This window comes from Porphyromonas macacae DSM 20710 = JCM 13914 (assembly GCF_000379945.1).
Taxonomy (GTDB): domain Bacteria; phylum Bacteroidota; class Bacteroidia; order Bacteroidales; family Porphyromonadaceae; genus Porphyromonas; species Porphyromonas macacae.
The window spans coordinates 1-24,804 of sequence record NZ_KB904138.1 but is presented as its reverse complement, the minus strand read 5'-3'; the positions used below and the strand labels follow the sequence as shown (position 1 = coordinate 24,804).

Sequence of the window (24,804 nt, the reverse complement as noted above, 5' to 3'; positions counted from 1 at the left end):
TCTCGCAAGGAGTCGAAACGTCTTATTACGGCGTAAAGCATGACAACCAGATGGGTCCAGGCATCGAAACGCTTGATGTACCTTTCTCCTGTGTGTGTTCGGCTATGTTGGAGGACTTGAGACTTGTCTAAGAGGTGGAGCAGCTGACTATAGATGGGCTGTCCGAAGAAATGCTTACTTTTACTCATCGTTACCTTGCATTGGTTTGGCGACAACAAAGTAACGAAAAGAGGGCTGACTTCCTGATACAGGAGCCAGCCCTTAATTTATTACTTCAAAAATTTTTATCGGACACCAATAAAAAAAAATCCAAGTTAACTTCGTTGAAAATCCGTAGCGCTACGGATTTTTATCCGTCAGGCAGAAATTTCCGGTTCTTTTTTGAGTCCTCTTAACATCCCCTCAAACAAGTCATTGTAATGAAAAGAAAAACACACAAATGGGCACAGAATACACAAAGATCATTGTAACTGTTTCATTAGAAGTCGCTTATAGCGAAATTACCTGAACATAACACGACGATTCAACTCTTTTATTGATCCGCTATTTGTTTCAAAATAGCGAGAATAACGTGCAGTAAACAACGAAATGTCTAATTTTTTCAATAATTATAACAACTTAAGGACTTATTTTTTTAATTTTGTGAGAAAGTGCACAAACAGATGTTTTATCAATTAAATAAACAACAGCTATGAATTTATCACACATCGAACACTTGGGCATTGCAGTCAAAAGTATTCAGGAGTCTCTTCCCTACTACGAAGAAATTTTGGGATTAAAATGCTACAACATAGAAGAAGTAGCAGACCAGAAAGTTAAAACCGCTTTTTTCAAAATCGGTCAAACTAAAATCGAACTTTTAGAGCCGACAAGCGAAGAAAGTACCATCGCAAAATTTATTGAGAAACGAGGCGAAGGGATACACCACATTGCATTTGCAGTGGCAGATACGGGCGAAGCACTGAAAGAAATGGAAGAAAAAGGTGTTCGTCTGATAGACAAAGCTCCCAGAAAAGGCGCCGAAGGCCTGAATATCGGCTTCTTGCATCCGAAAAGCACTTTAGGCGTACTCACAGAGCTTTGTGATTGTAAAGACAAACAATAAATCAACAACCATAAATTAAGATTATGAGTATTCAATTAGAAAAAATTAAGGAACTCATTAAGCTTCGTGAAGAAGCTCATCTGGGAGGCGGTCAAAAACGCATTGACGCACAGCATGGAAAAGGGAAATTTACAGCCCGCGAACGTATCAATATATTACTTGACGAAGGCAGCTTTGAAGAAATAGATACTTTCGTGGTTCACCGTTCTTCAAATTTCGGTATTGACAAAACCAAATTCATGGGTGACGGTGTTGTAACCGGCTCCGGTACCATCGACGGTCGTCTTGTATACATTTTCGCTCAAGACTTTACGGTATTTGGCGGTGCTTTATCTGAAATGATGGCCAGCAAAATCTGTAAAGTTATGGAGTTGGCCATGAAGATGGGAGCTCCCATTATCGGTCTGAATGACTCCGGAGGTGCTCGTATTCAAGAAGGTGTGAACGCCCTTTGCGGTTATGGAAACATCTTCGAAAATAATATTTTGGCATCGGGTGTAGTACCTCAGATTTCAGCCATCTTCGGCCCTTGTGCCGGTGGAGCGGTTTACTCACCTGCACTTACAGACTTTAACATTATGGTTAAAGGCACGAGCTATATGTTCTTAACCGGTCCGAAAGTTGTTAAAACGGTTACAGGAGAAGATGTATCTCAAGAACAACTCGGTGGAGCCAGTGTTCACGCATCCAAGAGCGGTGTTGCCCACTTTGCTGTGGATAGTGAGGAAGACGGTCTGAGACTGATTCGTCATCTGATTAGCTTCATCCCGCAAAACAACATGGAAGACGCTCCTTTTGTAGAATGTAAAGACCCCATCGACCGTACCGATGACTTCCTGAACGAAATTATTCCGGATGAACCCAACCGTGCATATAATATGTACGATGTTATCGGCACAATCGTCGATAACGGAGAATTCCTTGAAATACATGCAGACTACGCAAAAAACATCATCGTGGGTTTTGCCCGTTTCAACGGCCAGAGCGTAGGTATCATCGCCAATCAGCCGATGCAGATGGCAGGCTGTCTGGACAGCAACGCTTCCCGTAAAGGAGCCCGCTTCGTGCGTTTCTGCGATGCTTTCAATATTCCTATCGTTACATTGGTTGACGTACCGGGATTCTTACCGGGTACAGGTCAGGAATACAACGGCGTTATCGTACATGGAGCAAAACTGCTCTACGCATACGGTGAAGCTACTGTGCCCAAAATAACCGTAACACTACGTAAATCTTACGGTGGCGCCTATATCGTTATGGGATCCAAGCACCTGCGTTCAGATGTCAACTATGCATGGCCCTCTGCTGAAATTGCAGTGATGGGTCCGAGCGGTGCGGTAGAAGTAATCTTTGCTAAAGAAGTGGCAGCATCCGAAGATCCGGCAAAAGCAGCCATGGAAAAAGAAGAAGAATACCGCAGAGCATTTGCCAACCCGTATAACGCGGCTTCTTATGGCTATATGGACGACGTTATCGAACCGCGCAATACTCGCTTCCGCATTATCCGTGCTCTTGAGCAATTGCGTACCAAAAAACAAACTATTCCTGCTAAAAAACACGACAATATACCGTTGTAATCAATCTGCTTGAATCATATTCTTACACAAATGAAGATTACAAAAGCATTTATTTACTCTGCGATACTGACGTCTGTGACCATGATCTTGTCTTTTGTGCCCCTCAAGGCACAGAAGGCAACGTCGATGCGCATCAACGAAGTGTTGGTGGAAAATGAAAACAACTTCATTGATCAATATGGCAACCACAGTTCATGGATCGAATTGTTCAACACTTCTTCAGGAACGGTTGACATCAGAGGTTGTTATCTGACAAACGACCCTAAGAATCTGACAAAATACAGAATTCCGAAAGGTGATGTTCAGACAGTCATTCCCCCCAAACAGCACATCGTTTTCTTTGCCGACGGCAATAAAGACAGAGGTACTTTTCATTTAAACTTCGAGCTTTCTACAGGTTCCGAAAATTTTATTGCATTGATAGATGCCGACGGTAAGACTATTATCGACAGTGTTACCATACCGGCCGATATGGGTGCGGACAAATCGTATGCCCGTCAAGTCGACGGTGCAAAGGATTGGATTTTGTCGGAAAAAGTAACGCCAAGCACGAATAATGTGACGTTGGACTCGAATGAAAAAATCGACAGACTGAAAGAAAGAGATCCGTCCGGCGGTATCATGACTATCACGGCAATCTCTGTGGTTTTTCTGGGACTCTTGCTGATGAGCTATTTCTTCAAACTCATCGGTTCGTTTTCAAACAGACCTTCAAAAAAGAGCAAAATCAAAGCCGATACTACTGCTTCTTCCACAACTCTTCAAACAGGAGAAATACCGGAAGAGGTACAAGTGGCTATCGCCTTGGCTCTGTATGAAGAAACTGAAAATGTACATGACCTTGAAAGCTACGTGTTGACTTTTGCAAACAACCGAAACACGCATTCAGGCTGGAGCTCGAAGAGTCAGATTATGAGACCAAGCCCACAATATAAAGCGGGATACTAAAAATCAAGATGATATGAAACTCGACAACAATATTTCTGAGGTTCACATAGCAATCGGTTTAGCCCTTTATCAGGCACAATACGAAGAGCATGATTACGAATCTTTCAAATTGACTTTCAAACGTCAACAGCCGTCTAACTGGAATTTGAAAATTCAAACCATGCGTCAACAACCGGATCGCTTTTAAAAACAAATAAACTCATAGGAAACATGAAAGAATACAAGTACAAGATCAATGGCACCGAATATAAAGTGCAGATCAATAATATGGATGATACGAAAGCCGAAGTTGAAGTAAACGGAAAGGCTTATGAAGTAGAATTGATGCAAGAGCCAAAGGCCAAACCTGCGGTAAAAACAGCCCCGAAACCTGCTGCTCCGACTTCCTCCAAAACAACCGTTGCAGAAGCTCCGGCTCAAACCTCTAGCTCTGCCGGATCTGGTGTAAAAAGCCCCCTTCCCGGTGTTATTCTGGACATTAAAGTAAATGTGGGAGATCAGGTAAAGGCAGGTCAACCTGTGGCTATACTGGAAGCAATGAAGATGGAGAACACCATTAATGCAGACCGAGAAGGCAAAATTCTTGAAATCAAAGTTAAAAAAGGCGACTCCATATTAGAAGGTTCTGATATTGTCATAATTGGATAAAAAATGAACGGTTTCGGTAGTTTTTTACTGGAAAACTTACAGATTTTCCTCTCATATACCGGCTTTGCAAATGCCCAGCCAGGTCATCTCGCAATGATCCTGGTGGGCATTATATTTATTTATTTGGCTGTAAAATACGAATTCGAGCCGATGTTGCTTATTCCGATCGGCTTTGGTATGCTTATAGGCAATATTCCTTTCAAAGATGCCGGTTTGCAAATAGGTCTTTATGAAGAAGGGTCGGTTCTGAATATCTTATACCAGGGGGTAAGACAAGGTTGGTATCCCCCATTAATATTCCTCGGGATCGGGGCTATGACAGACTTTTCAGCTCTCATATCCAATCCAAAGTTAATCCTCATCGGAGCTGCTGCCCAAATGGGTATTTTTGCTGCTTACATGGTTGCTCTGTCATTAGGATTCCAGCCGAATGAAGCCGGGGCAATCGGTATCATCGGGGGAGCAGATGGTCCTACAGCTATTTTCCTCTCATCAAAATTAGCACCTCACCTCATGGGTGCCATTGCTGTCTCTGCATACTCATATATGGCACTGGTTCCGATTATCCAACCGCCATTCATGAAAATGCTTACTACGAGTAAAGAAAGAGTAATTCGCATGAAACCGCCACGTGTGGTATCTCAGTCGGAAAAAATTATATTCCCTATAGCCGGCTTATTGATGACCACATTCTTCGTTCCATCGGGTTTGCCTCTTCTCGGTATGCTTTTCTTTGGCAATCTGCTCAAAGAAAGCGGAGTTACCAGACGTCTGGCAGAAACTGCAAGAGGACCGTTGATTGATGTAATTACTATTTTATTGGGAATAACCGTGGGAGCATCTACACAGGCTACCCAATTCCTGACATTGAGTTCTATTAAGATTTTCATGTTGGGTGCATTCTCTTTCGTAGTTGCAACTATTTTTGGCGTACTTTTCGTTAAAATAATAAATCTTTTCTTGAAGAAAGGCAACAAAATAAATCCGTTGATCGGAAACGCCGGAGTATCTGCCGTACCGGACTCTGCACGTATCTCACAAGTCGTAGGTCTGAAATACGACCCGACAAACTATCTACTTATGCATGCCATGGGTCCCAATGTTGCCGGAGTAATCGGCTCTGCGGTAGCAGCCGGTATCCTGTTAGGCTTCTTAGGATAGAAATAGAGAATTCAATCACATAAAAACAGTTAGCCCCATAAATCTTAGCGATTTATGGGGCTAACTGTTTTTATAGATTAAACTACAACCGACCGGCTTCAGTAAATTTGGAAACTTCCTTAATACCACCCAAGGCACTCAATATACCACTGGCTTCATAAGGTAAGAACACGGTCTTATTATCTTTTCCATTCGTCATTTTCTCTAATGTTTGTAAATACTTCATGGCGATAAGATACTGTGTGGGACTCGCTCCGGTATCTTTGACTGCATTTGAAATATGATTGATGGCCGTGGCTTCAGCTTCGGCTACCAGAATCTTAGCTTCGGCCTGTGCCTTGGCTCTTAATATCTGAGCCTGACGCTCACCTTCAGCATGATTGATAGACTCTTGCATCTTACCTTCAGATTCTCGTATAAGCGATTCTTTTTGTCCTTCCGCCTGTAAAATTTGTGCACGTTTATCACGCTCGGCACGCATCTGCTTTTCCATCGCATCACGTATATCCCGAGGAGGGTTGATATCCTGCAATTCTACCCGGTTTACCTTAACCCCCCATTTATTGGTAGCTTCATCCAGAATAGTACGCAACTTACTGTTGATCGTATCACGACTGGTGAGAGTCTGGTCCAAATCCATTTCTCCGATCACATTTCTCAAACTTGTCTGTGTCAACTTTTCTATTGCATCGGGAAGATTGGAAATTTCATAAATAGCAGAAATAGGGTCTACAATCTGAAAGTACAGAATGGCATTGATTTCCGTTACCACATTATCTCGTGTAATCACACTCTGGCGAGCAAAATCATAGACCGTTTCACGCAAATCGATACGGGAAACTTCTGTAAATCTGGCATAAGTCTCTCCATTGTTCGCTGCCACAGTATAACGCCATTTCATCGGACGGGGACGGTCTATGAAAGGGATAATGACATTAACCCCGGAGTTTAATGTCCGGTAGTACTTTCCCAATCGTTCGATAATAACAGTTTGAGACTGTTGGACAATCATAAGCCCATTTACCACAATTGCAATAGCCAGAACAGCTACTACAATAATCATAATCATAACTGAATTCATAATTTAATTCATTATTATTATTTTCAATTTTTATGCTTTACGAACATATAAAACGAGACTCTTTTGGTCGACAATGATAACATCGGTTCCTATCGGTAAGATTTCTTTTTCATTACCCAATGTTTTTGCCATCCAAATATCACCATCGACCTTTACAAGACCTTTGTCGGTTTCGGGATCAATAACTTCGACCACTTTAACTTTACGCCCGATTAAAGCTCGAGTATTGGTTGCCACTTCCGGGCGTTTGCTCAAACGCAACATCAAAGGTCTCAACAACCATAAACTCAAAACACTACACACCGCAAAAGTCAGGATTGCCCAAACGGGATGAAACCCAAACAATGTGGGTATCACTGCAATAATGGCCGAAACGCCAAAACATGCTAATAAAAAGCCTGGAGTGAAGAGCTCAAGAATAAACAAAACCAATCCGCCGATAAGCCAAAACTGCCAACTGGAAAGCAAGCTTAAAGAATCCATACTTTTTTATATGAGAAAAAATTAGATTATTAGTCAATTATCATCTCTTTATATCAAATATACACAATAAATATATCAATACACTACAAGTAAAACAGAGAGAACAAAAAAGAATAATTTTCACTTGTAAAAGCAACAAAAAGCCGGTCAATCTCGACCGGCCATTTAAACTAAAAGATAATATGATAGTATTTCAATCGAAACGCTTATCGATGTCATCTGCATCGACAATCGAAATAATAATCTTACCTCCCGGAGTATAGTTAGGCTCTCTGGTTGCAAAAAGCCGAGCTAATAACAGGTCTGCATCCTCTGTACTGAGAGCAGAGCCATAGGGCATGGCAATATGTTCGGCCAACCTGCCGGCTATCAAATCTATCAACTGTTCTGATCCGGTCTTGCCCAAAGCAATATTTGTCTCAACAATGTCAAAAACCAGATCTGCTGCATCGGTCACAGCCAAAGAAGGAGCGGCTAAAATAGAAAAGGAGCCGTTTCCTAAAGGAGAAAACTCGAATCCCAATCCACTCATCTCCTCTAAAACATGTTCTGCAATCTCAATATTTTTAGGCTCGAATTCGATTACCTCGGGAAAAAGCAACTGTTGCTGCTCTATACGACCATTAGCCGAATCACTGAGAAACTGTTCATACAGAACTCTGACATGTGCCCTGTGATAATCGACAAGAGCAAGCCCCGTACTTAAAGCTGTTATGATGTATCGATCCTTATAAACAAAGCTCAGTACGTTTTTAGCTTTCTCGACAGTATCAGCCTGTGTAAGAGGAAACAAGGAAGAAGTCTCTTTCCCTTCCTTTTTACTGTCACTTTTGAACTGTTCCATGAGTTCAGCCCAATCCAAATCAGGCATATTGGCTTTTCTCTTCAGATAAGAGGACTTATTCTTTACCGAAGAAACCGCTTCATTTTTACCGAATGGATTATAATCCGGATTCAAGGATACTTTGGGTTTATCAGGCAACTCTTCCAATCGTCCGGGATAAATGGGCATATCGATAATATGCGAACGCTCAAAATCGATGGAAGGTATAGCCACTGAAGAGCCTAAAGCCTCTCGAATGGTGCTGATCAATAATTGAAAGAGTGCACGCTCATCCGAAAATTTAATCTCAGTTTTGGTGGGATGAATATTCACATCAATATATGACGGATCGATATTGAAGAAAATAATATAATTCGGAATACAACCCACGGGTATCAATTGCTCATATGCAGTCATAACCGCCTTATGAAAATAAGGATGACGCATATACCGGCCATTGACAAAAAAGTACTGTGCCCCACCCTTTTTCTTTGCCCCTTCCGGACGCCCCACAAAACCGGAAATATCTGCCAGTGGACTCTCCATCGATATGGGAAGCAATTCTTTATCGAACTTCTTGCCCAATATATTCAGAATGCGAGTTTTCTGCGAAGTAGCCGGTAACTCGAGCACTAAATTGTTATTGTGATATAGTGCAAACGTTATATTCGGATTTATCAATGCCACCCGCTCAAATTCGATCATTATATGACGAAACTCCGTTTCATTCGTTTTCAGAAATTTTCGTCTTGCCGGCACATTGAAGAAAAGATTTTTTACCGTCAAAATAGTACCCACAGGGGATGTGGTTGCACTGACATTAAGCACCGTGCTTCCGGATATGCTCAAAGAAGTACCAAGCTCTTCAGATACCGTTCGTGTAAGAAGTTCCACCTGCGCCACTGCAGCGATAGAAGCCAGAGCTTCTCCTCTAAATCCCATTGTAGTAAGGGTATACAGACCCTCGACACTTGAAATCTTAGATGTGGCATGACGCTCAAAGGCCATTCGAGCATCATTGGGACTCATTCCTTTACCATCATCGGTTACCCGTATGGATTCTCTTCCTGCCTGTTGTACATCAAGACGTATGTTACGGGCTCCCGCATCCACGGAATTTTCCAATAACTCCTTGACTACAGAGGCCGGACGCTGGATAACTTCTCCGGCTGCTATCTGATTGGCAATACTGTCAGGTAAAAGATGAATAATATCGCTCATAGCTATGCAAGGAAGCTGTTTTCTCTAAAAAAAAGTATCCAGGCGAGAACTGCCAACCCAATTAATATGATAATCAATTTAATGTTTTTCTTTTGCCGTTCGTACCTCCCGATACCTCTCTCTTTTTGGCGTCTCAGATGTGAAGTTCCATCCAGAAAAGAGCCTTTTATATGGTCTGTGGAATATTCAATTGGTTTCTTTTTAGAAGAATTGGACAGATTGTCCACAGAGGACTCGTCTGCTTCGATCTCCCCCGCGGCTTCCAATTCTTTTCTAACCTTTTGTATACGTTTTTCTAACCTTTCTTTTTCAGGATCCCAATATATGGGCTTGTGGTCGAATTGTCTCGGTCGCCTTTGGTTATAAAAATGTTGTACCATGGGGTAAATATTATTTCTTTTAGTCTATCCTTAGGCTCCGGCTTAAGGATTTCTTTGGTTTGTTTCAACAGATAATTATGCATCACGACGGTATCCTGCAAATGTTCTGTAACCGGGGAAGACTTTTCCTGTAAACTATCTGCTGAAATTTTAAAGGGCTTATACGCTTTGTCTATTGCTTCTTTTCCACTAAAGGTGGATGCAATAGTCAAAAGATCCATTTTTGTACCATTGGGAACAATATTCAATGGTGTTTTAGGAATTACTTCTTCAGAGTTTTTCGGGCGAATATCATCAGACCAGTTGAAACCTTCAAGTTTCCTTACCTCGTCCGACTGGGCCATATGAATAGGAAAGAATTTTCCTTCTCCCGGTCCTCCTAAAAAGACCTTTTCTAATTTGGAGTTCTCAAAGTAGACAAACATGGATGTACTTTTCACCCTGTTCAGACCAAAGAATTTACCGGAGTTTTCTTGTTGTGCATATCTTATGGACATTACATCCATATAAGCCCGCAATTCCCTGATAACACTATCCTCAATAATCGCCATCATATACGGAGCCCGTATCTGATTATACATATCGCTCCCTATTTTTTCTGTAACGAATACATTCTCATAAACATCCACGTGATCCAGTTTTTCTCCTTTCAAAAAGAAATTTATAGAATCGCCCTTGACCTGATTATTCTCACTCCACATTACAGGAGACCTCCTCAAGTTTATAACCGAATCTATGGAAACCATCTGTGCATAACCGCATACAGCCTGTACATCTTGCTTGAATATTTTAACATTGGGATAAGCCTTAATAATGCGGCAAACAGAGTCTTCTTTTACTTTAGGAAGACTGTCCGAAATTAAATGATACTCAAGGTTAGATGTGTAAAACTCATCGGGTATTGCTATCTGCTCCCTATCACCCTCTCCTTCCGACGAATCGGAAACGGCTTTCGATTTCGAGGCTGTAGTGGAATCTTTTGCCTGTACAACATCTTCTACGCTCAGGGGGGGAGTAAAAAGCAAACGTGCAGACAGGGTGTCTATGGTAATGAACTCCAATGTGTCCGCTCCCATATAAATCGGATCTTTACCGGAATATTCTTTTATATAAGCCCGAGACGTAGCAAAGGCATAATTCTTCGTTTCATCAAAAAAACCATAATCGCCATGTAAATCGGCCTTCCGGACACTGTCGGAAATAATCATATTGCCAAAAGCCTCACCGTAGCGAATCTGTTGATCATAAAAAATCGAATCTCCCACCAATTTTTTACTGCCGGAATAAACTTCACTGCGATCCAGCAAATAAGCTTTCTCGTTTTTTGAATCATACACTCCTCTGGTAGAAATAATCCGGTTATCATCCGAAACCACTGTGGTCGGTCCATCGAATATGCTTATCTGGCTTTTCGTATTATAAAAAAGATGCTCTGTAGTCAGCGTATATCTCTCATTCTCAAGCTTAACATTATACTGGAATTCGGCATCATCGGTTTGCGGATCATATTGGCCATAGTCTGAAGACAACGTGTTCAAAGAATCGACAATCGTTCCTCCGTCAAAATAATATGCAAGATTTGCAACTCTATCATAGTCCAGACTATCGGTATAAAGCACGGATGTTTTATCTTCAAGACGAACGTTTTTTCTCATTTTGGCGATCTTCTCTACGCCATCATAATAAAGATAACTGCCATACAGGTTTACCGTATCGCCTTGTACCATATGCACATTACCAAAAGCCTCGAAACTCTGATTCTGCTCATTCAGATATGCACTGTCGCAGTTCATTACCGCATCCTCATGTCTTAGACGCACATTACCGATAAGACGCTGCACATCATTATAAGCCCGGTTGTATGTAACCCGGTCTGCATGCTCGAGGATGATACGCTTTTTCTCCTTATCGGCAGGCGAGACTGTGTCCGGCGTCGTATTATAGATAAAAGCGGCAGGCCTGCCATAGACCTCCGCCATGAACTGAGCACTGAGCTTAATGTAGAACCCTATAATAAGCAGGAGCAGAGCAACATATATAAATCGATGCTTATTCGGAATGCGCATAGATTATTCAGTGTACCCAATCAGGATATTTGAAATTACAATTACGATACTGTTCATTGATAAAAATATAAGTATCCTTTTGCTTCTCTCTCACCCATTCATCCAGAACTTTTTCACGTTTATCGGCCAAAGCCATATTCTTTATCGTTCTAAAATCTCTGTTCAAATCGGCTTTATGCCCTTCTGTTCTGAATTTCAATTTTACAAAAGCCACTTCTTCCAGTCCTTTATCGTTGGTCATCCTGAAAGGCTTTGAGATTTCATCGACTTTAAGTTTGTCGACTTCACGGCTGATTTCCTGTGGCAGTTCCTCCATTTTGAAATTAGAAGAACTGTAGAAAGAGCTTTCTCTATTGGTATTTACCATCAAACCGCTATTATTGCGGGTATTGTCATCATCGGAGAAAAGCAAAGAAGCCTCTCCGAATTTCATTTTTTCATCGACAATCAGCGTACGAATAGAGTCCAAACGGTTTTCAGCCGCAACAAGGGCTGTTTCTGCAATATGCGGACGCAAAAGTATCTGCCTGAAATTAATCAAATCACCTTTCTTCTCAACAAGTTGAGCAATGAAAAAGCCTTCATCCGTTTCAATAATAGGGGATACTCTCTTTTTATCACTCATATTGAAAACAACAGATGCAAACTTTTCATCCAAAGCGGCACGGGAAACGAAACCGTATTCACCGCCCTGCATAGCCGTGCGCTTATCATCGGAGTATAACCGAGCAATAGTAGAAAAGTCGCGTTTCCCCGTATTAACCTCTTCAGACCAACCTCTCAATTTTTTCTTGATGGCGTCTATTTCCGAAAGAGCAATCGTGGGTCTCAATTTTATTACCTGTACCTCAACCGTTGTCGGGATATAAGGTAAACTATCCTGCGGTATATCCCTGTAATAACGCCTGATCTCAGATGGGCTTACACGTACGTTTTCAGCTATTTTTTGCTGCATCATACGTACTATTTCACCGTTTTTCGCCTCACGCCTTTCATCCTCGCGTATCTGGGACAGATTTTTATTGAAATATTCCTCAAGTTTTTGCTTGGAACCGACCTGGTTAATAACATCTTCTATCCAACGCTCCACATAGATATTGACCATCTTGTCATCAACTTCGATACTGTCGATCTTAGCTTGATTAAGAAACAGTTTCTGTACGGCTATCTGCTCCGGAATAAAACAATCGGGATTTCCTTTAATCTGCATTCCGCTACTCTTCATACGGAGTTTCTGGAACTCTATATCGGATTTCAGAATCGGCTCATCTCCTACCATCCAAACCACCTCATCCGCGATATTCCTTTGAGCATTTACCGTGTGGGAGCTTACAAGCGATATAAATAGCATAAACGCAGAATACAAAATTCTTTTCATCTTTTCCCTGTTAATTTGTTTTTAGTATCGATTAATTGGCCAGTTCGGACAGGAATTTAATACGTATCAAACGTATCTCCTCTTCGGAATACTCATTACCCAATTCGGCCGTGGCATCCGTAAGGCTATCGGAAGAAGCTTCCATGAAATAGTCGTATATATCCTCGATATGGTCTTCATCCATTGCTTCTTCAATGAAGTAGGAAATGTTGATTTTCATACCGGAATAAACAATAGCTTCGATTTCATCCAGCAATTCATCAAACTCCAATCCATTGCTAACAGCAATATCGTCAAGCGCCACTTTTCTATCTATCTGTTGGATGATATTCACCTTCACCTTGGATTTATCGGGCAGAGTCCTCACGCGCAAATCTTCAGGACGGTCGATTTCGTTGTCCTCGACATGCCTTTTGATTAACTCTATAAACTTATCGCCATAACGTTTTGCCTTACCTTTTCCCACACCGGGAATATTTTGCAGTTCTTCCAGCGTAACCGGATAAAAAGTAGCCATCGCCTCCAAAGAAGAATCCTGAAAGATGACATACGGTGGCACATTTTGCTGTGCTCCCATTCTCTTTCTCAAATCTTTCATCATAGAAAAGAGAACCGGGTCTACTGCACCACCGGCACCGCCCCCACTACCGGATGAACGAGCCTGTTCGTCATCGACCTCTTCGCTGTCGCTGCTGTCATCATCGTATGCAACCTTAAAACTGACCGGCTTTTTCATAAACTTTTTTCCTTTAGCCGTCAGTTTCAATACACCATACGTTTCTACATCCTTTTCCAAATAACCACCAACAACAGCCTGCTGAATCACAGCATTCCACAAGTCTTCATCCTGGTCTTTTCCTATCCCGAAGCACTCCAACTGTTCGTGATCAAAAGATTGTACATCAGCGTTGGTCGCTCCCATCAATATGGCAACCACATATTCCGACTGAAATTTCTCCTTTAATGAGTCTACTACGTCTAAGACGTTTAATAAAAGATTTTTTGCTTCCACCTTCTTCTTAGGGTTCAAACAATTATCACAATGTTTACATTCTTCAAAATCACACTTCTCACCAAAATAATTCAGCAAGAAGACTCTCCTGCATGCTGCAGTTTCTGCATAAGCCGCAGTTTCATACAAAAGTTGTTTACCTATCTCCTGTTCGGAAACAGGTTTATTTTTCATAAACTTTTCAAGTTTTTCCAGGTCTTCGCGTCTGTAGTATGCAATACATTTGCCTTCACCTCCATCACGTCCGGCTCTGCCGGTCTCCTGATAATACCCTTCTAAACTCTTAGGCATATCATAATGTATCACATAACGTACATCAGGCTTGTCTATACCCATGCCAAAAGCGATAGTGGCCACAATGACATCTATTCTTTCCTGCAAAAAAGCATCCTGATTTTCGGCTCGCTCTTTCGGGTCCAATCCGGCATGATAGGCACAGGCCTTAATACCATTGGCCTGGAGTACCTGCGCAAAGGTAGTAACCTTACTGCGACTCATACAATAGACAATGCCACTTTTATGCGGATTATTCAAAATAAATTTGACAATATCCTTATCGACGTCATCATTTTTAGGTCGAACTTCATAATAAAGATTTTCACGGTTAAAAGAACTCTTGAAAACAGAAGCCCGGTCCATCGACAGCGTTTTCTGTATATCATGCTGAACTTTGGGGGTTGCGGTAGCAGTAAGAGCAATCAACGGTTTAGGGCCTATTTCATTTATAATAGGTCTTATCCGCCTGTATTCAGGCCGAAAATCATGCCCCCACTCAGAAATACAGTGAGCCTCATCTATGGCATAAAAAGAAATATCTATAGAACGAAGGAAATCTATATTTTCCTGTTTTGTCAACGATTCGGGAGCCACATACAGCATTTTTGTTTTGCCCAGACGCACATCATTTCTCACCTGCTCCAATTGGGTTTTATTCAAAGAGGAGTTCATAAAATGCGCCACTGCATCTTTCTCGCAATACCCCCTTATGGAATCCACCTGGTTTTTCATTAAGGCAATCAATGGAGATATAATCACAGCCGTTCCGGGCATCAGAAGAGCAGGCAATTGGTAGCACATGCTCTTACCGCCACCCGTAGGCATCAGCACAAAAGTATCCTTACCGGCCAGCACTTCCCTGATAATCGATTCTTGGTTTCCCTTAAAGGAATCGAATCCAAAGAACTCCTTGAGAGCCTTATGTAACTTTGTACTGTCCATATCCGCCTTTCTCTTTTTCTTACTTAATCAGTCTGTATTGCTTCTCGGCAAACTCCCGTGTAATGGTAAACTTATTATCATTGCACGAAGGCAGCTCAAACATCGGACCGATCATTATACTTTCGACAATCGAGCGCAAACCACGGGCGCCTATTTTTTGCTCCATAGCCATATCTACGATATATCCCAAAGCTTCGTCTTCAAACTTAAGCTTAATACCATCCATTTCAAACAGTTTGATATATTGCTTTATGATAGAATTTTTGGGTTCTGTCAATATACGTAATAATGTAGAACGATCTAAAGGATGAAGATAAGTAATAATAGGTAAACGTCCTATTATTTCAGGAATCATTCCAAATGCTTTCAGATCTTGAGCCGTAACATATTGAAGCAGATTATCCCGATCTATAACCTTATTATTCAATCCCTGCGTATATCCCACAACCCGTGTATTAAGACGACGGGCTATCTTCCGTTCTATTCCATCAAACGCTCCGGCGCAAATAAAAAGTATATCCTTTGTATTGACCGGTATCATTTTCTGCTCAGGATGTTTACGTCCTCCCTGTGGGGGCACGTTAACAACCGAACCTTCCAGAAGTTTCAAAAGCCCCTGCTGCACACCTTCACCACTCACATCACGGGTAATGGAAGGATTGTCACTTTTTCGGGCTATCTTGTCTATCTCATCAATAAAAACGATACCCTTTTCTGCACTTTTCGTGTCATAGTCTGCAACTTGCAGCAAACGGGTCAAAATGCTTTCGATGTCTTCCCCAACGTATCCCGCCTGTGTCAATACCGTTGCATCTACGATAGTAAAAGGCACTTTCAGCATGCGGGCTATGGTTTTGGCCATCAAAGTTTTCCCCGTTCCGGTGGGGCCGAGCATCACGATGTTGCTTTTCTCTATCTCAACGTCATTCGTATCATCACCCTGCATAAGACGTTTGTAGTGATTGTATACGGCAACACTCATATACTTCTTAGCCTCATCCTGACCTACGACATATTTATCCAGATGCGACTTTATCTCCATCGGCTTCGGTATACTATCCATACCGAAGCCAAGAGAGCTATCTTTTCCCTTATCCGTATCGCCAAGTACTTCTTTGACTATTTCCCCTGCATTCTGAATGCAGTCCATACAAATCAATGCATCGAAACCCTCAATCAACGGGCCGGTTTCGGATTGTGAACGTCCGCAAAAATTACAATACTTTGAGGGGGTCTTTTTATTGGCCATTTTCTTTATTGCGAATCAAGATTTTATCAATCATTCCATACTCCAAAGCATCTTGCGCAGTCATCCAGTGATCGCGATCGCTGTCTTTTTCCACCTGCTCTACGGTTTTGCCGCTATGGTCGGAGATAATGTGATACAATTCCTGTTTAACCTTCAGTATCTGTTTAGCCGCTATTTCAAGGTCGCTGGCCTGTCCCTGCATACCACCCATCGGCTGGTGTATCATCACACGCGAATGAGGAAGGGCAAACCGCTTGCCTTTAGCACCGGCAACAAGCAACACGCTGGCCATGGAAGCAGCCATACCCGTACATATCGTACTGATGTCACAACCGATAAACTGCATGGTATCATATATTCCCAAACCTGCATAAACCGAGCCACCGGGAGAATTGATGTAAATAGATATATCTTTTCCGGGGTCACTGTTATCAAGATATAACAATTGAGCCTGTATGACATTAGCCGTATAATCATCGATTTGCGCCCCCAAAAAGATAATTCTATCCATCATCAATCTGGAGAAAACATCCATCTGGGCAATATTTAATTGTCTTTCCTCAATAATCGTCGGAGAAATATAGCCGCTCGCCTGCGCCGTAATATAATCGTTAAGAGCCATACGGTTCAGGCCCAGATGCCCTACGGCAAATTTCTCAAAATCATTCTTCATCATTTTTCTTAATAATAGTGTATAAAAAAGAAGTTTGGATACATCAAAAACTCATGTATCCAAACAAAAATAATTATTTACGTGGACTTTGGGAAAAGAGATCCTGAAATATTGAATCTGCAGTTTATATTACAAGTCATCTTCAATAGCCGTAGACTTTGCATAGGCACTGGGTTTGGCTTCAAAAAAGTCTGTTTTGATGAGATTGGCATTGCTGTATTGCGATACCCATTTCATACTTTCAGGTTCTTCGCTGAAACCTTCGTAAACAGGACCGAAACCGATATTTTCCGATCTCAAGTTGGCAAGGTAGCGGATATAGTCTGAAACCATCTGTTTATTCAATCCCTCTATATCGTCTCCCAACACATACTCGCCCCAAGCTATTTCCTGTTCTGCCCCTTCCTTTATCATAGATTTGTACAGGGCTATATTCTCTTCAGTAAACAACTCCGGTTGCTCTTTCTGCAACTCCATGATCATCGACCTGAAAAGCCACAAATGGGTATTCTCATCCCGATTGATATACCTGATTTCCTGAACGGAACCCGGCATCTTGCCATTGCGTCCCAAATTGTAGAAAAACATAAAACCGGAATAGAAATAAACACCTTCGAGAATATAATTTGCAATCATCGTTTTCAATAACTGCCCGGGTGTTTTTCGAGTCTGAAACTCATTGTAAATATCGCCGATGAATTTATTGCGCCTGAGCAGATGTTCATCATCTTTCCACTGATATAAAATGGATATACGCTCTTCAGGAGAGCAAATCGTATCAAGCATATAACTGTAAGACTGCGAGTGCACGGCCTCCTGAAAAGCCTGTATTGTCAAACAGAGATTTACTTCATTGGCCGTTATGTACTCGCCCACATAAGGAAGATTGGCTGTTTGAATACTGTCCAAAAAAATCAAAAAGGATAAAATTTTGTCGTAAGCCGTTTTTTCATGTTCAGAAAGATTACGGTAATCTTTTATATCCTGACTCATATTGATCTCTTCGGGTATCCAGAAGTTATTCATAGCCTGACGATACCAATTCGAAGCCCAACCATATTTCATGTTGTTAAAATCATTCAAATTGGTTGTATTGCCATTTATCAGGCGGCGTTTATTAACGTCTACATCTCCTTTTTCATTAAAAAGAGCTTTCTTTTTCAAATCTTCCATTTTTTCTTATGCTGAACAAGTTTCACATTCTTCTACTTCCAAAGATCTGCTTCTTATATAGTAAAGCGTTTTCACCCCCTTTTCCCACGCTCTCAGGTAGAGCTGCAAAACTCCTCTAAAAGTAAAACTCTGGTCTATGAATAAGTTCACGGATTGGGATTGATCCAAATGCCGCTGGCGTACGGAAGCAGCATCCACGATCCATTTTTGATCGACTTGATGTGCCGTCTTATAGAGCCAGAATGTCGTATCCGAAAGCTGGGGCGCCACACGAGGCACGATGCTCCCTTTCTTCTCTTCCAAAAAATATCTGTTCATAACGGGATCCGTTCCGGCCGTGGTTCCGGCAATGATCGAAGTCGAGCTGGTAGGTGCTATGGCAAGCAGATAACCGTTTCTAAGCCCGTTCTGTGCCACCTTGCCCGCAAGAGTTTGCCATTTAGAATCCGTATAGTTTCTTGTGGAGAAATAATTCCCATTCTGCCAGTCGCTACCCTCAAAATAAGAATAAACACCCTTTTCCACGGCCAGTTGACAAGATGCTTCTATCGCATAGTAATTGATTTTCTCAAAAACTTCATCCATAAAAGACAAATGTTCCTGACTTTCCCATTTGATACCCCGTTTGGCCAACAAATGATGATAACCGCTTGCACCAAGGCCTATGGGACGCATGCGCCGATTGGTAATTTCGGCATAAGGAATAGGATAGAAATTCAAGTCGATAACATTGTCCAAAGCACGAACTGCAGTATGAATGACATGTTGAATTTCTTCATCGTTTTCGACCTCAAGATTTCCCAAAACCAATGAAGCCAGGTTGCATACGACAAAGTCTCCCGGAAAAGTTTCTTCCACGACCACATCCTGCCCGTTTTCAATCTTTACGACAGTTTGCTTTGTCCGTATGGCTTTCTGATTTTGTGCGATTTCAGTACACAGATTGGAGCAATAAATAATTCCCTGATGTTTATTGGGGTTCATCCGGTTTACGGTATCCCGGTTAAAAATAAACGGTGTACCGGTTTCAACGGCAGATTTTATAATCAGACGAATCAGGTCTTTGACTTTAATGGCACGCTTTGCGATACGGCTGTCCTGTAAACAATCCCGATAGCGTTTTTCCCAATCTTCTCCATAATAATCCTCCAGACAATAACCTTTGGCTACTTCTATTTCATGCGGACACATCATATACCATGTACCATCGATGTCATGCTGTGCCATGCGCCAAAAAAAATCGGGTACACATATCCCCGGAAAAACATCATGCGCTTTCATCCGATCGTCTCCGTTGTTTGTACGGAGCTGTAAAAACTCCGGCATGTCTTTATGCCAAATATCCAAATAAATAGCCACAGAGCCTTGCCTCACTCCCAGTTGATCCACGGCAATAGCCGTATCATTACAAAGTTTTATCCATTTCAACACGCCTCCGGCCACACCTTTGAAGCCTCTGATATCCGAACCCACAGCCCGAACTTTTCCCATATAAATACCCATACCGCCACCAAACTTGGAAACTTGGGCAAAATTGTTAATAGTACGGTAAATACCCACCAGACTGTCCGGCATAACATCTTCAAAACAGCTGGATAACTGACTCAGCGGTTTTCGGGCATTGCTCATGGTGGGCGTAGCCATGGTTACTTTCAAAGAACTGAGTATATCGTATATGCGTTTTGCCCATAGTACCTTATGCTCTTTTTCCGGAATAGCCAGATGCATGGCAATACCCATAAACATTTCCTGCGGACGCTCCAGTACCCGATGGTTAAGGTCGGTAATCAGGTACCGTTTGCTGATTAAATGTAAGCTGCTGTATGTGAGAAGATTATTCCTGTTATTATTGATATAATCTTCCAGTTCAGCAACTTGGGCCCCCGTATATTCATCCAAAATATACCGGCCGTACAAGTTCTCGGCCGTAAGGTAACGTATCTTTTCATAAAAACTTTTGATATTCAGGCTCTGTTCCCGATCACGAATGGTTCGTTCGATTTTCAACAAAAGCAAACGGGCAGAAATAAACTCCCAATCCGGAGCTTCCGGAGTAATAAGTTCCACCGATGCTTTGATTAACGTATCCAAAACATCAATATTCTCTTTGAAGAAAGACTGATACTTGACAAAGAGCAAATCGAGACTGTATAACCGGTCTGTATATGTGGCCTGCATAACTTTAAGCAAACCGATAATCTCTTCATCGACTACCGTTTGGCGGAAGCGTGTAATGGTCTCACGATACTCGCTTCGCTTGTCACGATACAGGATATAAGCTTTGGCTACCTTGAAATACCCCATCATCATCAACTGATTCTCCACCATATCCTGTACGGCTTCCACACTCACAGAGCTTCCACCCTCAATCTGTGCCCAGAGATTGCTGCAGATACGATTCAAAGAGTCGTCAGATATCGTTTCATTGCAAGCCGAGAAAGCCCGGTTGATTGCATTCTTTATCTTATCGAAGGTAAAATCTTCAATCTCGAAGTTTCGTTTAATAATCTTCATATAGTGGTATTTAGAAAAATCTCAAAAACATACAGAACATGCACCATGTGACATACCGGCCCGTAAGATTTGTTTTTTACTACTTAAAAACACGTATAAATGCTTTTATGTTTTTGACTTTTCAAATTAACGAAAGGAAAAATTTCTCATCGAAAGTTATCTATCTAAAATTCAACAAATAAGAGAATATACACCTTACCGGTTTTCTCTTAAAACAAATATGAAAATTCTCTGCCTGATGGTTGAAAATTCTTTGCGCTACGGATTTTCAACGAAGTTAACTTGGATTTTTTTTCTTTGCCTGAAGAATTTTCAACCATCAGGCAGACTTTTTTCAGTACACGTCAGTTTTGGCAACCATATAGAAAGAACCTGCCGAATGGTCTCCCAAAAGATACCGAGCAATCTCGCAATCACTCGGAGTCTTTTCGCAATAAATCAAGTACATTTGCGTTGTTGACTTAAAACATAAAAGTAAAGTTTATGGTAGTAGAGAAAACAGAAATCAGGGAAGTTAATGGAATATCCAAGGTTGTTTGTAATGAATTTGTCATTACAACTTTACTCGTTAAATATTGGGCTTACAACTAACCTGAACATACAGAGAATAACATTTCTATTAAGATTAAGAATAAAAACATGTTTAGAATGAAAAGAATTTATCTACTACTCTTGTGTTTCCCCGTTTTGTGTGGTATGAATTTGCATGCACAACAAAATCCAAAGAATTTGACAGATGGTGAGAAAGCCTATATTTTGTCCAAATTCTGTACAGAGGTAAAGTATAACTATGTATTCTATAATGATTTGACTTTTGATTGGGATAGCTTATGTATGAATACACTTCCTTCGCTTTTAGCGACCCAATCTAAAGATGAATATGTTCGTGAGTTGCAACGTTTGTGCACACGATTGGCGGATGGACACACGTATATATATGAGGATAACTCGGATAATAGTTTAGATTGGATAAGACCTTTTCCTTTTAAAACTAAACGAATAGATAATCACGTTTTTGTGACAACAGTCCTAAGTACAGATTTCCAAAGGCAAGGCGTTCAAACAGGATGCGAAATTATCAAAATAGATGGGATGGACGTTTTGGCATATGTTAATCGCTATAAACGTCCTTATATCTCTTCATCCACCCCACAGTGGTTGGATTATTCTCCTTATGCTGGATTTGAATTGACAAAAGATAAAGGTTCGAAAGTGTCTAAAATTACTTTCAAAAATCAAAAGGGTCGAACTTTCACCATAGAAAGCCACCGAAATGTGAAATGGGATATAGCAGCTAATTCTATATTTGATTACAAAACATTGGAAGGGAAAATCGGATTATTGAAAATTAACTCTTTTATGGGCAATAATTTCCAAAAGGAGTTTGATGCCTTGTATCAAAAAATTAAGGAAACAGACGCTTTAATTATCGATATAAGAGATAATATGGGTGGAAACTCCAGTAATGCTGATTATATTATTCGCCATTTATCCGAAACCCCTATAAAGATGGGCAATTGGAGCAGCCGTATGTATATTGCTGCACATGGTTCTTGGGGGTATCCTCAAGAATGGTTTATGGAAACACCTGATGCCTTGAAACCGATGAATAAAGAAGATGTTTATACAAAACCCATTATGCTATTGGTCAATGCTGTAACATTCTCATCAGCTGAAAATTTCTGCGTTAGCTTTCGTGGAATTAAAAGAGGAAAAATCATTGGGATGCCAACAGGTGGTAGCACCGGAAATCCCATCAATATAAATCTTGGATGTGGAATTTATGCCAAAATTTGCACTAAAAAAGAGTGGGATGTGGATGGTAATAAGTTTATCGGTATAGGCATAAAGCCGGATATAGAAGTAAAAGAAAATATAGACATCTTTTTAAAAGAAAAAGATTGTATTATAGAAGAAGCATTGCGACAAATTCAGAATAATAAAAAATAAAGTAAAAGAATACTTAGGAGTAAAAATACTCATATCTGAGGTTAGCATTACGGCAAAACCATTCTTTGAAAAACAAGGGTTTTATGTCGATGCAAAATGGACTTCAGTCTTCTGTCTTGCCTTGCGGATATATAGCTTTCTCTCGCTGTTCGTTTCGATTTGCGAAGTTCGCAAGCTCTGCAAGTCGGCAAATGTCAAATCCCTAAAGACGGAGAAGAGAAATATTCTTCAGCTTAGTTCTGCCCCTTCATCCTGTAATGGAAATGCCAAGAGCTTTGCCACATCGCCCTTGCTTAAGAAACGAGGTTTGCTCTCCACGACTTCATACTTCACCTCTTCAAACGGATTGAAGCGTATTGTTCCCTCACCGACGGCTCGATACAGCAGCCGACTCAACCAGCACAAATACCTGTTTATCGTTGCAGGGGCGTAGCCCTCCTTCTTCAGATAGAGACGATTATCATCAAAGAAATCCATCGTGAGAGCCATTAGGGGAATATCTTCCTCACCACGTCACAAAGGAATTGAGATACTTATCGGAACTTCGATTGTTGCTATACGTTCCCTTACTCTTCCTTTCCCGTTGGGCTTTGAGTTCTTCTGTACTAAGCGCAAGAAGTGTTGTCGGATTTCGCCCGATACCTTGCAGGTGGTTCTTCAGAAGTTCGGCACTTACTGCTCCGTACTTGTAGAGCAAGGTATTATACCCTTGTTCTATTTCCTCCCGAAAGATTTGCAGGCGTTGGTTGTTCTTCTTATCCGTTGTTTCCCCTCGCTTCATGCTTCAATCGTGGGGAGTTGTGCTTTTGCCTGTGGCTATCACTGCGTTTGCTCCGTCTATGGTGATACGGCAAAGGATTGACACGTAAAAAACCGAAAGATTACATTTATATTCAATAGAAAAGAATCTCTCCCTGTGTAACCATATGACAAACTATGCGTCTATAGAATAAAATGTGCAGATTTTAGGCCATGAATAAATCGGATATATTGAGTGATGAAGCTTGTATAATGCGTGTCATAGAAGGAGACACGGAGGCGTTTGGTTTATTGGTGGCTCGATACAATAACAGGCTTCTCAATTGGCTCTTACCTCTGGTCGATGACAGACTCGATGCAGAGGATATGGTGCAGGAAGTGATGGTAAAAGCATATTTACAAATAAAATCGTTTCATGGCAACAGCAGTTTCTCCACATGGCTTTACCGTATTGCCTACAACAATGCAATAAGCCGGTATCGAAAAAACAAAGCTAAATTTGCAGAAATACCGTTAGATGACTCTCTGATAAATATAAAAGAGGAAGAAGACACCACACCCTCCACACAGTCACCGGAAGCTCTCCGGTGGGCACTGAAAAAACTTGATCCCCGGGAACAGACCCTGTTAATGCTCTATTATTCAGAAAACAAAAGTATTTCGGAAATCAGTCGCATCACGGGACAAAGCACATCCAACGTCAAAATCAGGCTTTATCGCCTTCGTGGCAGACTAAAAAAAGAAATGAGCAACTATGACGAAAAAGAATAAGACCCAACTGCCGACGGAAGAGCAACTCCAAGACCCGATGCTCTCCCGGCTTTTTTCTAAACTGCCTCTGCAGGAAAACGGCACGCTCTTCACCGAAAGAATCATGGAGAGCATACGAGAAGCCGATACCCGTCAAAAAAAACGCAGCAAAACCGTGGCATTCATTCTGCTTGGGCTAACCTCACTGTTTGGGCTTGCCTTGGTAGGGATTTCCATCTATTATGCTTTTATAATGAATAAACCGGCAGATGAATCCCTTTTCAGAATTTCCCTGCCCGACAGCGGACTGTTTTACATCGTTCCGTTTGTTTTTTTCTTCTATCTGACATTGGACTTGTACCTGACACATCGTATAAAAAAGAAAAATAAGAGCTGAAAGGGGCTGTGTCAAAATTCATTTTTGGGGCAGCCTCCTTTTTTTATTCCTCATCCAACGACAAAGCCCCAACTTTCACAAGCTAGGGCTTCGTTCGTTCACTAAGTTTGAGTAACTTAGCAAATATCAATTACTTAATGAATACAAAGTTACACTTTCGTCCTTACATATCCGACCCCATCCTGCTATTTCCTGCAGAACTTGGTCAAGATATTGATGCCAATGACCCTGTGCGCCT

20 protein-coding genes and 2 pseudogenes are annotated in these 24,804 nt (G+C 41.3%); 10 read left to right on the top strand and 12 right to left on the bottom strand.

Annotated elements, in window-relative coordinates; translation table 11 throughout:
- Positions 1-188 (bottom strand): DUF4372 domain-containing protein (locus A3GI_RS11450; protein ID WP_154647829.1); only part of this gene is annotated, 188 nt, incomplete at its 3' end.
- A 503-nt stretch (positions 189-691) separates the two neighbouring features.
- Between A3GI_RS11450 and mce the strand changes: the two genes are divergently transcribed.
- Genes mce through A3GI_RS0106390 form a run of 6 tightly spaced genes read left to right on the top strand, consistent with a single transcriptional unit; the run spans position 692 to position 5,439 of the window.
- A complete protein-coding gene (gene mce, locus A3GI_RS0106415; protein ID WP_018360642.1) occupies positions 692-1,105 on the top strand; it encodes a methylmalonyl-CoA epimerase in 414 nt (137 codons plus the stop codon).
- Between the two features lie 23 nt (positions 1,106-1,128).
- Positions 1,129-2,682 (top strand): acyl-CoA carboxylase subunit beta, encoded by a 1,554-nt coding sequence (locus tag A3GI_RS0106410; protein ID WP_018360641.1) that lies wholly within the window; start codon positions 1,129-1,131, stop codon positions 2,680-2,682.
- 30 nt (positions 2,683-2,712) lie between these two features.
- Positions 2,713-3,630 (top strand): OadG family transporter subunit, encoded by a 918-nt coding sequence (locus A3GI_RS0106405; RefSeq protein WP_018360640.1) that lies wholly within the window; start codon positions 2,713-2,715, stop codon positions 3,628-3,630.
- Positions 3,631-3,643: 13 nt separating this feature from the next.
- The gene (locus A3GI_RS11635; RefSeq protein WP_018360639.1) at positions 3,644-3,817 is read left to right on the top strand and encodes a hypothetical protein; all 174 of its coding nucleotides are present in this window, start codon (positions 3,644-3,646) and stop codon (positions 3,815-3,817) included.
- Between the two features lie 23 nt (positions 3,818-3,840).
- Positions 3,841-4,278, top strand: a complete 438-nt coding sequence (locus tag A3GI_RS0106395; protein WP_018360638.1) for an acetyl-CoA carboxylase biotin carboxyl carrier protein — start codon at positions 3,841-3,843, stop codon at positions 4,276-4,278.
- A gap of 3 nt (positions 4,279-4,281) precedes the next feature.
- Positions 4,282-5,439, top strand: coding sequence for a sodium ion-translocating decarboxylase subunit beta (locus A3GI_RS0106390; protein WP_018360637.1), 1,158 nt, complete (start codon positions 4,282-4,284; stop codon positions 5,437-5,439).
- Positions 5,440-5,521: 82 nt separating this feature from the next.
- Here the strand turns inward: A3GI_RS0106390 and A3GI_RS0106385 are convergent, their stop codons facing one another.
- The 10 genes from A3GI_RS0106385 to A3GI_RS0106335 all read right to left on the bottom strand — a co-directional run bounded on the left by A3GI_RS0106385 (position 5,522) and on the right by A3GI_RS0106335 (position 20,710).
- Positions 5,522-6,520 (bottom strand): SPFH domain-containing protein, encoded by a 999-nt coding sequence (locus A3GI_RS0106385; RefSeq protein WP_018360636.1) that lies wholly within the window; start codon positions 6,518-6,520, stop codon positions 5,522-5,524.
- Between the two features lie 30 nt (positions 6,521-6,550).
- Positions 6,551-7,003: an NfeD family protein gene (locus tag A3GI_RS0106380; RefSeq protein WP_018360635.1), complete on the bottom strand. Its 453-nt coding sequence runs from the start codon at positions 7,001-7,003 to the stop codon at positions 6,551-6,553.
- 193 nt (positions 7,004-7,196) lie between these two features.
- A complete protein-coding gene (gene mutL, locus A3GI_RS0106375) occupies positions 7,197-9,047 on the bottom strand; it encodes a DNA mismatch repair endonuclease MutL (RefSeq protein WP_018360634.1) in 1,851 nt (616 codons plus the stop codon).
- A 295-nt stretch (positions 9,048-9,342) separates the two neighbouring features.
- A complete protein-coding gene (locus A3GI_RS10775; protein WP_018360632.1) occupies positions 9,343-11,493 on the bottom strand; it encodes an OstA-like protein in 2,151 nt (716 codons plus the stop codon).
- A 7-nt stretch (positions 11,494-11,500) separates the two neighbouring features.
- Positions 11,501-12,871: a peptidylprolyl isomerase gene (locus tag A3GI_RS0106360; protein ID WP_018360631.1), complete on the bottom strand. Its 1,371-nt coding sequence runs from the start codon at positions 12,869-12,871 to the stop codon at positions 11,501-11,503.
- A 31-nt stretch (positions 12,872-12,902) separates the two neighbouring features.
- Positions 12,903-15,101: a DNA helicase RecQ gene (recQ, locus tag A3GI_RS0106355; protein ID WP_018360630.1), complete on the bottom strand. Its 2,199-nt coding sequence runs from the start codon at positions 15,099-15,101 to the stop codon at positions 12,903-12,905.
- A gap of 19 nt (positions 15,102-15,120) precedes the next feature.
- Entirely contained in the window at positions 15,121-16,350 is a 1,230-nt protein-coding gene (gene clpX / locus A3GI_RS0106350) for an ATP-dependent Clp protease ATP-binding subunit ClpX (RefSeq protein ID WP_018360629.1), read from the bottom strand.
- Positions 16,340-17,023, bottom strand: a complete 684-nt coding sequence (gene clpP / locus A3GI_RS0106345) for an ATP-dependent Clp endopeptidase proteolytic subunit ClpP (RefSeq protein ID WP_018360628.1) — start codon at positions 17,021-17,023, stop codon at positions 16,340-16,342. Before clpP ends, clpX begins: the two co-directional genes overlap by 11 nt.
- Positions 17,024-17,152: 129 nt before the next feature.
- Positions 17,153-18,196 (bottom strand): ribonucleotide-diphosphate reductase subunit beta, encoded by a 1,044-nt coding sequence (locus A3GI_RS0106340; protein WP_018360627.1) that lies wholly within the window; start codon positions 18,194-18,196, stop codon positions 17,153-17,155.
- A gap of 6 nt (positions 18,197-18,202) precedes the next feature.
- On the bottom strand, positions 18,203-20,710 hold the full coding sequence (locus A3GI_RS0106335) for a ribonucleoside-diphosphate reductase subunit alpha (protein ID WP_018360626.1): 2,508 nt from the start codon (positions 20,708-20,710) through the stop codon (positions 18,203-18,205).
- Between the two features lie 648 nt (positions 20,711-21,358).
- Between A3GI_RS0106335 and A3GI_RS0106325 the strand changes: the two genes are divergently transcribed.
- Together A3GI_RS0106325 and A3GI_RS11980 are read left to right on the top strand one after the other, a co-directional pair.
- Positions 21,359-22,660, top strand: a complete 1,302-nt coding sequence (locus tag A3GI_RS0106325) for a S41 family peptidase (RefSeq protein WP_018360625.1) — start codon at positions 21,359-21,361, stop codon at positions 22,658-22,660.
- Between the two features lie 16 nt (positions 22,661-22,676).
- A pseudogene (locus A3GI_RS11980) lies at positions 22,677-22,751 on the top strand (GNAT family N-acetyltransferase); the annotation flags it as partial.
- A gap of 8 nt (positions 22,752-22,759) precedes the next feature.
- Here the strand turns inward: A3GI_RS11980 and A3GI_RS11745 are convergent.
- Positions 22,760-23,522 (bottom strand): annotated as a pseudogene (locus A3GI_RS11745) (phage integrase SAM-like domain-containing protein); the annotation flags it as partial.
- Positions 23,523-23,632: 110 nt separating this feature from the next.
- Here A3GI_RS11745 and A3GI_RS0106310 point away from each other — a divergent pair.
- Both A3GI_RS0106310 and A3GI_RS0106305 read left to right on the top strand, forming a co-directional pair.
- The gene (locus tag A3GI_RS0106310; protein ID WP_018360624.1) at positions 23,633-24,190 is read left to right on the top strand and encodes an RNA polymerase sigma factor; all 558 of its coding nucleotides are present in this window, start codon (positions 23,633-23,635) and stop codon (positions 24,188-24,190) included.
- The gene (locus tag A3GI_RS0106305; RefSeq protein WP_018360623.1) at positions 24,174-24,566 is read left to right on the top strand and encodes a hypothetical protein; all 393 of its coding nucleotides are present in this window, start codon (positions 24,174-24,176) and stop codon (positions 24,564-24,566) included. The genes A3GI_RS0106310 and A3GI_RS0106305 overlap by 17 nt, the downstream gene beginning before the upstream one ends.
- The last annotated feature ends 238 nt before the right edge of the window (positions 24,567-24,804 follow it).